Source organism: Methylobacterium sp. WSM2598 (assembly GCF_000379105.1).
Lineage (GTDB): Bacteria > Pseudomonadota > Alphaproteobacteria > Rhizobiales > Beijerinckiaceae > Methylobacterium.
In genome coordinates this window covers 3963915-3975573 of record NZ_KB900609.1, presented here as the reverse complement: position 1 = coordinate 3975573, position 11659 = coordinate 3963915, and the positions used below count along the sequence as shown (strand labels likewise).

General features: G+C 71.0%; 11 protein-coding genes. 5 read left to right on the top strand and 6 right to left on the bottom strand.

Annotated elements, in window-relative coordinates; all coding sequences use genetic code 11:
- Window positions 1-216 precede the first annotated feature (216 nt).
- The 3 genes from MET2598_RS0119010 to MET2598_RS42895 all read left to right on the top strand — a co-directional run bounded on the left by MET2598_RS0119010 (window position 217) and on the right by MET2598_RS42895 (window position 2736).
- Window positions 217-573 (top strand): hypothetical protein, encoded by a 357-nt coding sequence (locus tag MET2598_RS0119010; protein WP_012331688.1) that lies wholly within the window; start codon window positions 217-219, stop codon window positions 571-573.
- 175 nt (window positions 574-748) lie between these two features.
- The gene (locus MET2598_RS0119005) at window positions 749-2095 is read left to right on the top strand and encodes an esterase-like activity of phytase family protein (RefSeq protein ID WP_018261961.1); all 1347 of its coding nucleotides are present in this window, start codon (window positions 749-751) and stop codon (window positions 2093-2095) included.
- 488 nt (window positions 2096-2583) lie between these two features.
- Entirely contained in the window at window positions 2584-2736 is a 153-nt protein-coding gene (locus tag MET2598_RS42895) for a hypothetical protein (protein WP_236728758.1), read from the top strand.
- 11 nt (window positions 2737-2747) lie between these two features.
- On the opposite strand, the gene MET2598_RS0118995 is transcribed toward MET2598_RS42895, so the two are convergent.
- From MET2598_RS0118995 to MET2598_RS0118980, 4 genes are all read right to left on the bottom strand, one after another.
- The gene (locus MET2598_RS0118995) at window positions 2748-3470 is read right to left on the bottom strand and encodes an ABC transporter ATP-binding protein (RefSeq protein WP_012331691.1); all 723 of its coding nucleotides are present in this window, start codon (window positions 3468-3470) and stop codon (window positions 2748-2750) included.
- 5 nt (window positions 3471-3475) lie between these two features.
- Window positions 3476-5515: a branched-chain amino acid ABC transporter ATP-binding protein/permease gene (locus MET2598_RS0118990; protein WP_018261959.1), complete on the bottom strand. Its 2040-nt coding sequence runs from the start codon at window positions 5513-5515 to the stop codon at window positions 3476-3478.
- Window positions 5516-5519: 4 nt separating this feature from the next.
- Window positions 5520-6392 (bottom strand): branched-chain amino acid ABC transporter permease, encoded by an 873-nt coding sequence (locus tag MET2598_RS0118985; RefSeq protein WP_012331693.1) that lies wholly within the window; start codon window positions 6390-6392, stop codon window positions 5520-5522.
- Window positions 6393-6671: 279 nt separating this feature from the next.
- Window positions 6672-7886, bottom strand: coding sequence for an ABC transporter substrate-binding protein (locus MET2598_RS0118980; protein ID WP_018261958.1), 1215 nt, complete (start codon window positions 7884-7886; stop codon window positions 6672-6674).
- 298 nt (window positions 7887-8184) lie between these two features.
- Between MET2598_RS0118980 and MET2598_RS0118975 the strand changes: the two genes are divergently transcribed.
- Window positions 8185-8997 carry an ArsR/SmtB family transcription factor gene (locus MET2598_RS0118975; protein WP_018261957.1) on the top strand — a complete coding sequence of 271 codons (813 nt, stop codon included), beginning with the start codon at window positions 8185-8187 and terminating at the stop codon, window positions 8995-8997.
- A gap of 258 nt (window positions 8998-9255) precedes the next feature.
- On the opposite strand, the gene MET2598_RS0118970 is transcribed toward MET2598_RS0118975, so the two are convergent.
- Complete coding sequence (locus MET2598_RS0118970; RefSeq protein WP_236728757.1) at window positions 9256-10146, bottom strand: hypothetical protein; 891 nt, start codon at window positions 10144-10146, stop codon at window positions 9256-9258.
- A gap of 184 nt (window positions 10147-10330) precedes the next feature.
- Window positions 10331-10816 carry a hypothetical protein gene (locus MET2598_RS36910; RefSeq protein WP_018261955.1) on the bottom strand — a complete coding sequence of 162 codons (486 nt, stop codon included), beginning with the start codon at window positions 10814-10816 and terminating at the stop codon, window positions 10331-10333.
- A gap of 423 nt (window positions 10817-11239) precedes the next feature.
- Here MET2598_RS36910 and MET2598_RS0118960 point away from each other — a divergent pair, with 423 nt between their 5' ends.
- Window positions 11240-11560 carry a hypothetical protein gene (locus MET2598_RS0118960; protein WP_018261954.1) on the top strand — a complete coding sequence of 107 codons (321 nt, stop codon included), beginning with the start codon at window positions 11240-11242 and terminating at the stop codon, window positions 11558-11560.
- Window positions 11561-11659 lie beyond the last annotated feature (99 nt).

Here is an 11659-nt window from a genome sequence, read left to right as displayed (position 1 = left end):
CCGTGCAGGACGGGAATGCCGCCATGCACCCGGAAATTGCCGCAAAGCGCCACCACGCTGCCGGCATGGTCGCGATGGGCTGGAAGGCGCGTCGCGCCGCGCCGCACCTCCCGTGCGGTTCCCTCTGCTCTCGGCGTTATGTCCTTGGCTTCGTGTCCTTGGCGTTTCGTTAAGCAATCGCCGCCATCCTGCTTGCACCTTTCCTGGAGATCCAGCGTGCGCGCTCTGTCTTCTTTCGGCCTCTCGCGCGTGAGCGCGTGTGCGGCGCTCGTCGCCGTCGTCGCCGTCGCGGCGCCGCAGGCCGCCTCGGCCCGTGACAATGTCGGCGCCGCGATCCTCGGTGGGGCGGCGGCCGGCGTCCTCGGCGGCGTCGCGGCCGGGGCGATCATCAACGGCGCCCAGGCCGCCCCGCCCCCGCCGGTCTACGTCGCGCCCCCGCCGCGCCGGGTCTACGTCGAGGAGCCGGAGCCCGTCGTGGTCCGCCGCCGCGCCCCGGTCTGCCACTTCGAGCGCCGCAAGGTCTGGCTCGACGACGAATCCTTCACCTACCGCCGCGTCGAGGTCTGCGAGTAGGGACCACGGTCACGGCGACGGCGCCAGGGCACCGGCGACGGTGCCCTTTTTCGTGGGCGGAGACGGCCCCGCGGGCCGAGGGGCAGGGGAGGGCGCCGTGTCACGGGCCTGACACCGGCCTCGCGCAGAAGGGCCGCGCCGCGGCCGCCCGGTCGCGACGCCCCGTGAGGTGTCCATGCCCGTCCCCCGTCTCCTCGTCCTCGCGCTGCTGGCCACCTCGGTCCCCGCCCTCGCCGAGCCGCAGGCCTTCCCGGCCGTGCTCGCCGGGCACGCGATCCTGCCGGCCCTGAGCGTCATCCCGGCGCCTGCCGACGCGCCGAAGGATCTCACGGTCTCGGGCAAGTTCACCACCGGCCGCCGCGTGGACGAGGTCGGCTGGGTCGAGGGCCTTTCGATGGGCCGCCCGACCGGGGTCAAGCTGCCCTTCCGGGGCCAGCCGCTGCAGGGCCATTCCGGCATCAAGCGCATGGCCGACGGCACCTTCTGGGTGCTGACCGACAACGGCTACGGCACCAAGGCGAATTCGCCGGACGCCATGCTGTACCTGAACCGCTACCGGATCGACTTCGACAAGGGAACCGTCGAGCGGCTGGAGACGATCTTCCTGCGCGATCCCGACCGGCGCGTCCCCTTCCGGATCGCCAACGAGGGCACGGAGAGCCGCTACCTGACCGGCAGCGACTTCGACCCCGAGAGCTTCCAGTTCGTCGGCGACGACCTCTGGATCGGCGAGGAATTCGGCCCCTACCTGATCCGGGCCGACCGCAGCGGCCGGGTCAAGGCGGTGATCGAGACCAGCGTGGCCGGCAAGCCCGCCCGCTCGCCCGACCACTTCGCGGTCACGACCCCGCCGGTCCCGACCGCTCCGGTCGTGTTCACCGTGAAGCGCTCCAAGGGCTTCGAGGGCATGGCGGCCTCGCCCGACGGGCGCTTCCTCTACCCGCTCCTGGAGGGCCCGCTCTGGGACGCGGACGCCAAGGATTGGGAGAAGACGGACGGCCGCGAAGATCTGCGCATCCTCGAATTCGACGTCGCGGCCGCCTCCTGGACGGGCCGGTTCTGGACCTATCCGCTGGAGCGCAACGGCCACGCGATCGGCGACTTCAACATGATCGACGCCGCGACCGCGCTGATCATCGAGCGCGACGACGGGGAGGGGACTGCCGACAAGGCCTGCCCGGCGGGGGAGAAGCGGCCCGACTGCTTCTCGGTGCCGGCGCAGTTCAAGCGCGTCGTCAAGATCGAGATGACCGAGGCGAACCGGGGCGGCCCGGTGCGCAAGATCGGCTTCATCGACCTGATGCGGATCGCCGATCCGCACAAGCGCGCCCGCAAGCCGCTGACCGACGGGGTGCTGGCCTTCCCGTTCTTCACGATCGAGAACGTGGACGTGGTCGACGACCGGCACATCGTCGTGGGCAACGACAACAACCTGCCCTTCTCGGCCAGCCGCGACCCCAACCGCGCCGACGACAACGAGTTCGTGCTGCTGGAGGTGGCCGAGTTCCTGAAGGCGAAGTAGCGGTCGTAGGCGCGACGGGCGGCGGGCCCGTCGCGCCTGGCCCGGCTTTCTCGACATGCAGCAGTGCGAGAGCGTGGGGGTGGGGAGCCGTCCGAGGTCTCCGGAATCGTCGCGACCGGAGACCTCGTCCGCCCTCATCACAAAATGACGGACGCCGCGCCGGCCGGGTCTGACCTGGTGCGGATCGAGAGTATAAAGCTTCGAGATTTCGGGACTTTCCGCTGCGCGGAGACCGGCTATATCGCAAGTTATGCCGTCTTCGCGGGGTCGAATGATGTCGGAAAGTCGAAACCGCTCGATGTCGTGAGATTTGTCCGCGATTGTCTCATGCGACATCGGCGGTCGAACGCCGCGTCGTGACTTGCGTCCTCGATATCGGCGAGCCGGATCGCGGTTCGATCGTGGCCCGCGAGAGCTTGCATTACGCCCGCCACGTCGGTGGCCCTTCCCAGGAGTTCCTGAGATTCGGCTTCCGCAAAGGAGATTTCGTGACCAACGAGAACGAGGTGACCGGGGACGCGACCTCGGTCCATCGTGATCGCCAGAAACGCGATGAGCCGGACTTCCAGGCCTTCCTGGAAGCCCTGGATTGGGCCGTTGCCGGGGCGAGGGGCCTGCTCGGCACGGCCGAGCGGGCCTGACCCGCGCCGCCTCAATGCCCCCCGCCCAGATACGCCGCCCGCACGGCGGGGTCGGAGCGCAGCTGCTCGGCCGGGCCCTGGAAGCGGATGCGGCCGTTCTCCAGCACGTAGGCGTGGTCCGCGACGGCGAGCGCCGCCATGGCGAATTGCTCGACGAGGAGCATCGTCACCTGCTCCTCCTTGAGTCGCCGGATGGTGCGGAACACCTCCTCGACCAGCTTCGGCGCCAGACCCATCGAGGGCTCGTCGAGGAGAAGGATCTCCGGGCGCAGCATCAGGGCGCGACCCATGGCCAGCATCTGCTGCTCGCCGCCCGAGAGCGTGCCGGCGAGCTGCGCCCGCCGCTCCTTGAGGCGCGGGAAGAGGGCGTAGATCCGGTCCCGGTCGGCGGCCACGTCCCCCTTCGGCCGCGACCCGGTCAGCCGCGGGAAGGCGCCGAGCGTCAGGTTGTCCTCGACGGTGAGCGTCGGGAAGACCCGGCGCCCTTCGGGCGAGTGGGCGAGCCCGGCCCGGGCGACCTCGTGGCTGTCGAGCCCGCCGATCTCGCGGCCGTTGAGGCGGATCGAGCCCGCCCGCGGCTTGATCATCCCGGAGAGCGCCCGCATCGTCGTGGTCTTGCCGGCCCCGTTCGAGCCGATCAGGGTCACGACCTGCCCCTTCGGCACCGCGAAGGTCAGGCCGTGCAGCACCTCCACCTGGCCGTAGCCGGCGGCCAGCCCCGTGACGTCGAGCATGCGCGCTACTCCGCGGCGTCGGCAACCGGGCTGCCGAGATAGGCTTCGATGACCTTCGGGTCGGACTGGACCTCGCGGGCGTTGCCCTCGGCGATCTTGTGGCCGAAATCGAGCACGCTGACGCGGTCGCACAGCCCCATCACCACGTCCATGTGGTGCTCGATCAGGATGACGGTGATGCCGGCGTCCCGGATCTTGCGGATGATCGTGGTCAGTTCGGCGATGTCCGGGGCGGTCAGGCCCGCCGCCGGCTCGTCGAGGAGGAGGAGCACCGGGTCGAGGGCCAGCGCCCGGCCGATCTCCAAGAGGCGCTGCTTGCCGTAGGGCAGGTTGCGCGCCTCGACCTGCGCCAGGGCGCCGAGGCCCACGAAGTCGAGCATCGCCATGGCGCGGGCGCGCGCCTCGCGCTCCTCGCGCCGCCGCCGGGGCGTCGACAGGATCGCGTCGAACAGCGTGCCCTGGAAGCTGTGGTGGAGCCCGACCAGCACGTTCTCCAGGGCGGTCATCTCGCGGAAGAGCTGCACGTTCTGGAAGGTCCGCGCCACGCCCGCGAGCGCGATCTCGGAGGGGGTGCGACCGTCGAGGCGGTTGGCGCCGGCCAGCACCACGGCCCCGTCGGTCGGCTGGTAGATGCCGGTGAGCACGTTCATCATCGTGCTCTTGCCCGAGCCGTTCGGTCCGATCAGGCCGTGGATCGTGCCCGGCCGCACGGCGAGGTCGACGCCCGCCAGCGCCTTGAGGCCGCCGAACTGCATCACGGCGCCCTCGACCCGGAGCAGCGGATCGGTGCCCTCGCGGCCGCCCTGGCGGATCAGCGCCTCGCCCGCGGCCGTGAGCAGCCGGCCCTCGCCCGTGTGGGCCGGGCGCAGGAAGGGCAGCTTCTCGCGCAGGTAGCCGACGATCCCCTCGGGCAGGTAGTAGACCACGAACAGGATCATCAGCCCGAAGACCGTGAGCCGGTAATCGGTCACCGACTGGAGCGCCAGGGTCGCCGGGAGGAAGGCGATGCAGAGCAGGGCCGGCACCAGGAGGGCGAAGCGGTTCTCCCGGCGGCGCAGGAAGGCGACGGCGAGGATCGCCACGGCGAGCGCCGCGATGCCGCCCGCCATCATTCGCACGAGTTCGATGTCGGCGAGGATGTTCGGCATCATCACCACGATGGCGGCCCCGATCAGCGGCCCCGAGCGCGACTTGCGCCCGCCCATGGTCACCGCGAGCAGGAACAGCACCGTCAGTTCGAAACCGTAGGTGTTGGGGGCGACGTAGCGCTCGGACCACGCGAAGAGCGCGCCGGCGAGGCCCGCGAGCCCGGCCGAGATCACGAAGGCGTAGACCTTGTAGCGGTAGACGCTGACGCCCATGCAGTCGCAGGCGATGGGCGAGTCGCGCAGGGCCTCGAAGGCCCGCCCGAAGGGCGAGCGCACCACCCGGTTCACCACCAGGATGGTGAGGAGCAGGCAGGCGCAGACGAGGTAGTAGAATTCGAGCCGGCGGCCCGCCGCCCCCCAGGGCGAGGACAGGCCCAGGAGCGAGAAGTCGAGCACGCGGGCCGGCGGCAGGGTGATGCCGAGGGGCCCGTTGGTGAGATCGGTCATCTCGTTGATGAAGATCTGCACGATCGTCCCGAAGGCGAGGGTCACCATGGCGAGGTAGGGGCCGCTCACCCGCAGCGCCGGGATCGCCAGCAGCAGCCCGAACGCCGCCGTGACGCCGATGCCGGCAAGGAGCCCGAGCCAGATGCCGAGCTTGAACTTGAGGAACAGCACGGCGGCCGCGTAGGCGCCGACCCCGAACAGGCCCGCATGGCCGAGGGAGACCTGGCCCGTGTAGCCGACCACGATGTCGAGGCCGAGGATCAGGATCGCGTAGATCGCGATCACGGTGACGAGGTGGATGTAGTACTGGCTGCCGACGAGGTGCGGGAAGGCCGCGAGGCCCAGGATCAGCAGGGCCGCGCCCAGGATCCCGGCGAAGCGGCCGAGGCCCGGGGCGGCGGGCGGCGCGGTCTCGCGGGCGAGGACCGGCGCGGAGGCGGACGGCGCCATGACGTCAGACCTTCTTGATCACCGCCTTGCCGAACAGGCCGACCGGCCGCACGGCGAGGACGAGGAGGAGCAGGATGAGGCCGGGCACGTCCTTGTAGCCCGTCGAGATGTAGAAGCCCGTGAGGGTCTCGGCGACGCCGAGGATGAGCCCGCCCACGATGACGCCGAGGCCCGATTCGAGGCCGCCGATGATCGCCACCGCGAAGGCCTTGAGCGCCAGCACCGAGCCCATCGTGGCGCCGGTCAGCGTCACGGGCGCGACCAGCACGCCCGCGAAGGCCGCCGTCATGGCGCTGATCGCGTAGGAGAGGGTGATGACCTTGCGGGTGTTGATGCCCATCAGCCCCGCCGCGTCGATGTCGTTCGAGGTGGCGACCACCGCCTTCCCCCAGATCGAGCGGCGGTTGAACAGCTCGACCGCCAGCATCATCAGCAGCGCGCCGGCCACGACCAACAGCTCCATCGGCAGCACCCGCACGCCGCCGAAGGTCAGGGCGGCCTCGGGCAGGGGCGAGGGGAATTTCAGGTCGTCGCGGCCCCAGATGTTCTCGGCCACGTTCTTGAAGATGATGCCGAGCGCGATGGTCGCCATGATCCATCCGTACTCGGACTTGATCTTCACGGCCGGGCGCACGCCGAGCCGCTCGACCAGCGCCCCGAGGGCGAAGCCGAAGACCAGCACGAGGGGCAGCATCAGCCAGTAGCCCGTGAAGGGCACCAGCGTCAGGCCGAACAGGGCGCCGAGCATCAGCGCCTCGCCCTGACCGAAATTCAGCGTCTTCGACGTCGCGAAGGTGAGCTGGTAGCCGAAGGCGATGGCCGCGTAGATCATGCCGACCGCGACGCCGCTCGCCACGAGCTGCAGGAAGATGTGCATGGGGGACCCCGGGGGAGGCCGTGAGGCATGTGGCCAGCGCGGAGATCCGCGCGGGGCCGTGCGATCGGTCGGCTGGGAAAGGGCGCCTCGGCGGTACGGCGCGGGGCCGCTCCGCCGAGGCTTGCGTCTTCGCATCGTCGTCGTCGCCGAACCGGTGACCGCCTCGGCGGACGACGCCTGGAGCATTGTCCGACGAAGCGGATGCCGGTCCGTCGAAGACAAGGCGGCAGGATCGAAGATCGAGACCTGCGCCCGGTTGCACCGTGATCGGGCGTTGCTCTAGTTCGACGCCTTCTCCTTCATGCGCACGACGCCCGCGTTCTTGGCGTCCTCGTCCTTGGCGTAGACGATCCGGCCGTCCTGCACCTTGCCGAACACGACCATGTTGCGGGTGATGGCGTTGTGGTCGGTCTTGGTGAAGGGGTGGTCGTAGGTCGTCACCACGCCCTCGACCTTCTCCTTCAGGTCCTCCAGCGCCGCGCGGATCTTCGGCCCGTCGGTGCCGCCGGCCTGCTTGATCGCCGCGGCCAGCAGGTAGACCGAATCGTAGCCCTGCGCGCCCGCCACCGGGGTCGGGATCTTGGAGACCTTGTAGGTGGCGTAGTAGCCCTCGAGGAAGGCCTTGCGCCGGGGCAGGGTCTTATCCTCGATGAAGGTCTGGGGCATGGTCACGCCGTTGCCGTTCGGCCCGGCGATGTCGATGAAGCTCTGCATCGAGGACGGCCACGAGGTGATCATCGGCACCTTCCAGCCGAGCTTGGCCATGCCGTTGGCGATCTGGCCGAGTTCCGGCCCGATCCCGTAGGCCAGGATCACGTCCGCGCCCGCCGCCTGCGACTTCAGCAGCTGGGGCGTCATGTCGACGTCCTTGATGTTGAATTTCTCTACGGTGACCGGGGTCACGCCCTTGGTCTTGAGATATTTCTCCAGATCCTCGCGCCCGAGCTGGCCGTAATTGGTGGAATCGGCCAGGATCGCGATCTTCTTGAAGCCGCGGGTGATCGCCTCGTCGGCCATCATGCCGGCCTGCAGCACGTCGTAGGCCGAGGTCCGGAACACGTAATTGGCGTCGTAATCCGGCGGGTTGAACTGGTTGGTGATGATCGTGCCGGTCGCCACGTTGTTGATCACCGGGATCTCGGCTTCCTGGTAGAAGCGCTGGGCCGCGAGCGCCACGCCGGTGTTGATGAAGCCGAGCGTGGCGACGACCTTCTCCTTGTTGATCAGTTCCTGGGCGACCTGGGCCCCGACCTCGTTCTTGGCCTCGTCGTCGCGCTCGACGATCTGGAGCTGGCGGCCGAGCACGCCGCCCTTCTGGTTGATCTCCTGCACCGCGAGCCGCACGCCGTCGCGCATCGACACGCCCATCGACGAGGATCCGCCCGTGAAGGGGCCGGACACGCCGATCTTGATGGGGTCCGCGGCCTGGGCCGGGCCGGCGAGGATCGTCGCGCAGGCGAGCGCCGCCGCGAGGGCGGTGACGGGCAATCGCATGAGGGTCTCCTCCGAGGTCGCTTCTTTGCTTGCCGGCCCGTTGGGATCGGACCTTGGGGCCGGGATGAAACGGGAATTGGCAGCGCTTGTCGACTGCGTCTTTAGATGTAGACGCTGGGGCCCGAGGCGTCCCGCGCGCCCTCGCGGCGCGCGACAGCTTGCGGATGTCACGCGCCGCGATGCACGCCCGCGGCGAGAACTCCGCGGGCGCAAGCAAAGCCGCCGGCGGCGCGGCGCGGGGCCGGGCGGCCGCCTCCCGGCCTTGACAGGTGACCAAGAAGTCACATAACCACGCAGCATGGATCGGGTCTTCGAAGCTCTGGCGCATCCGGCCCGGCGGGCGCTGCTCGATCTCCTGGTCGCGCGCGACGGCCGGACGCTGGCCGACCTGCACCGGAACGGGTCCGCCCCGATGACGCGGTTCGGGGTGATGAAGCACCTGCGCGTGCTGGAAGAGGCCGGCCTCGTGACGGCGCGGCGGCACGGGCGCGAGAAGCTCCACTACCTCAACCCGGCTCCCATCCAGCAGGTCGCGGACCGCTGGATCAGCCGGTTCGCCGCGCCGTTCGTGCGCACCATGGTCGACATCAAGGATCGGCTCGAAGGCAGCGATCCGCAGCACGGGAGATCTCCTGCGATGAACGAAGCGGCCCCGCGCCACGTCTACGAACTCTACATCGCGGCGACGCCGCAGGCGGTGTGGGACGTGCTGACGGACGACGCCAAGACCCCGCTCTACCAGCACTTCAACATGACCTCGCGCACCCAGTGGCGGGTCGGGGGTGCCATCACCTTCCTGATGGGCGAGCGCCCGGTGATCGTCGGCGAGATCGTCGAATTGTCGCCGCCCGGGCGCCTCGTGATGAGCTTCCACGCCCGCTGGTCGCCGGAGGTCGCCGCCGACGCGCCCTCCCGCGTCACCTGGGAGATCACCCCGGCGGGGCCGAAGGCCTGCCGGCTGAGGCTGATCCATGACGGCTTCGCCGGGGACACCGCCACCGCGCGGGCGGTCACCGCGGGCTGGCCCGAGACGCTGTCGCGCCTCAAGACGCTGATCGAGACCGGCACGCCCCTGGAGGTCGAGGCCGCCTACGCGCCGGCCGCCGGGTAGCGGGCCGGCACGGCGCAGGCCCGCTCACCTCCACGCGCCCGCCTGGAGCAGCGCCCGGTCACGGTGCAATCGGGCGCAGGTCTCGATCTTCGATCCTGCCGCCTTGTCTTCGACGGACCGGCATCCGCTTCGTCGGACAATGCTCTCCGCATCATTCGCCGAAGCGGTCACCGGTTCGGCGGCGAACCGAAGGACCGCGTCGGCGAGAAACGCTGCGAAACCAAGAGACCCAAGCAGAAGTGCCCCATGCCATTCTGCTCAGGGGGCGGCCTTGCCCGCCTCGTCCTTGGCCGGGACCTGGGTGATGCCGCCGATCACCCGGACCGGACGGTTGCCGGAATCCGGCGGGGTCTTCCAGCCGGGATCGGCGGCGGGCGCGTTCGCCGCGACCGCGGGCTTGGCGGGCTTGACGGGCTCGGGCGCGGCGTCGCGCTTCAGGGCCGGCCTCGGCTCGACGAGGGCGGCCGGGCTCTCGACGGGCTTCGGCGCCGGCTTGGCGGTCCTGCGCGGCGCCGCGGGGCGGCGGATTGCGGGATTGTCGGGATTGAGTCCGAGCGGGTTCGCGTCCCGCGCGGCGCTCGGGGTCGGCGCCGGGCGCGCGGCCTGGGGCAGGCTCCGCTCGGGCTGCGGCAGGGGCCGGGCGGCGAGGCGGGGCTCCTCCGGCAGCGGCCCGCCGCGGCCGTAGGACGGGATGCGGGGAAGCGGCACGACCTCGGGGTCCCGCGGCAGCGGCCGGCCGAGGTCGCCGGGCGGCGCGATGCGGGCCTCGGCCTCGGTCCAGCCGTAGCCGGGGCGGCGCGCGCCCGGGACGATGCCCGGCGGGTAGAGGGGCGCCTCGATCCGGTCGCGGTCGAGCACGCGGCCCGAGCGCGCATCGACCGTGAGCCGGACCCGGTTGCCCCAGGGCGAATCGGCATCGAGCGTGTAGGTGTCGCCGTCGAAGCGCGGATGCGTGAAGCCCCGGTAGCCCTCGCGGCCGAGCCGCGCCAGCACGGCGCGGGGCGCGAGCACCGCGTCCACCTCCTCGGCCTCGTAGGAGACCTGCGCGCGGGCGGGCGAGGGCGCCGCGACGCCGAGCAGGGCGATCAGGCCCGCGAAGGCGAGCGCGGCCGCGGGGGCCGCGCTCCGAGTCGACCGCAGAGCGATCATGTCCCGCATTCCCTTGGTTTCGGGGCGGTGGGGTTCTCTCCCCGCATCCCCTTGTGCTCGGACCCGGCGAGTTAGACCTGCCGATTGGGGCGGGAATGCGGGGAGATCGCGACGCGCGTCCTCCCGCGGTCCCGCCCGCGCGGGACCGCGGGAGACGCATCGCGCGGGACCACGCCGGACGGCGTCAGAAGGCGCCGTCGCCGAAGGGCCGGTAGCGGCGAATCCCGGGCGAGCGGCGCGGCCCGAACGGGCGCTCCGCCTCGGGCGGGCGGTAATCGGCGCCCGGATGTCCCCGGCCGGGCCGGTACTCGGCACCCGGATGGCCCGCGCGCGGCCGGTACTCGGCGCCGTGCCGGTGGCGCCCCCGGGAGCCCGCGGCGCCGTGCCCGCCGAACTCGCCCCGGCGGATCCCGCCGCGGCCCGGCGCCCGCGGGCCGCCGTGGTGGCCGCGGCGAAAGCCGCCGAATCCGCCGCGGAAACCGCCGAATCCCCCGTGATAGCCGCCGCGGAAGCCGCCCCAGCCGCCGTGGAAGCCGCCCCCGTGGAAGCCGCCCCCGTGGAAGCCGCCCCCGTGGAAGCCGCCCCCGTGGAAGCCGCGCGCCTCCGCCGATGGCATCGCGGCGAGGCCGAGGCCGAGCACGGCGAGTGTGATGATGACCGATCGGATCATGCGCTGTTCCAGACGTCTCCCGGACTTCCGTGTTCTGTCAGGCTGGCATCTCGGACGGATCCGTCGAGCGTCTTCAGCTGGACTGGTTAACCGGGCGCCGGTCGCGCGCTCCCGGGCGATGCCCCGGTGATCGCTCCGGCGCCCGGCGCGGCGCCGCGCGTCGCCTCGATTGCGGTCGCGCGACGGCGCACGGTCGCGCCGCCCGCTCCATCCTGTCCGCGCGCCCGTCGCCGCGATCTCGCCCCGATACGCTGGGACATCTCCGGCGCTGCCCTGACGGACTCCGTTATGATCCCCAATGACTCAAATTTACTGAAGTTTAAGGTTTCATTAACACATCGTCACCCGTTTGGATGATGGCAGAATTACCCTGCCGTGATTTGATCACGCGAGGTGATCGCATGTCTGGACCATGAAATGGGGATGAAACCGTCCATCTGCACTGCCGACGATCGGGCCGGCGCGGCGAAACGCTGGGGCGCTCCGGCCGGGTGGGGGCGGGGGAGCCTCACGCGCCTCGCGCCCGGCGTGATCGCGCTCAGCCTCTCGCTGCTGACCTCGCCGGTCTCCGAGATCGTGCGGGACCGCTCGCCGCGGCAGGGGGCGTGCGAGGCGGCCCTGCACGATGTCGGCCTGCGCGAGGAATACGCCCATACCGACCCGCTCCTGATCGAGCAGACGATCGGGGACGAGGACGCGCTCCAGAGGGACCTCGACGCCCTGACGGCCGGCTGCCAGTCCTAGCCGCCTCGCCTCGTCTGGCCGACGCGCGACCGGCAGCGCTCCCGCGACGCGTCGGGCCATCGCCGCCTTGAGGGCAGGCTCCGCCCGGACCGCGCCGCC

Coding starts and splice junctions, on each gene's coding strand:
- MET2598_RS0118970 (WP_236728757.1), bottom strand. CDS start 10,146: ATGATCGCTCTGCGGTCGACTCGGAGCGCGGCCCCCGCGGCCGCGCTC.
- MET2598_RS0118990 (WP_018261959.1), bottom strand. CDS start 5,515: ATGGCGCCGTCCGCCTCCGCGCCGGTCCTCGCCCGCGAGACCGCGCCG.
- MET2598_RS0118960 (WP_018261954.1), top strand. CDS start 11,240: ATGAAACCGTCCATCTGCACTGCCGACGATCGGGCCGGCGCGGCGAAA.
- MET2598_RS0118975 (WP_018261957.1), top strand. CDS start 8,185: ATGGATCGGGTCTTCGAAGCTCTGGCGCATCCGGCCCGGCGGGCGCTG.
- MET2598_RS36910 (WP_018261955.1), bottom strand. CDS start 10,816: ATGATCCGATCGGTCATCATCACACTCGCCGTGCTCGGCCTCGGCCTC.
- MET2598_RS0119005 (WP_018261961.1), top strand. CDS start 749: ATGCCCGTCCCCCGTCTCCTCGTCCTCGCGCTGCTGGCCACCTCGGTC.
- MET2598_RS0118980 (WP_018261958.1), bottom strand. CDS start 7,886: ATGCGATTGCCCGTCACCGCCCTCGCGGCGGCGCTCGCCTGCGCGACG.
- MET2598_RS0118995 (WP_012331691.1), bottom strand. CDS start 3,470: ATGCTCGACGTCACGGGGCTGGCCGCCGGCTACGGCCAGGTGGAGGTG.
- MET2598_RS0118985 (WP_012331693.1), bottom strand. CDS start 6,392: ATGCACATCTTCCTGCAGCTCGTGGCGAGCGGCGTCGCGGTCGGCATG.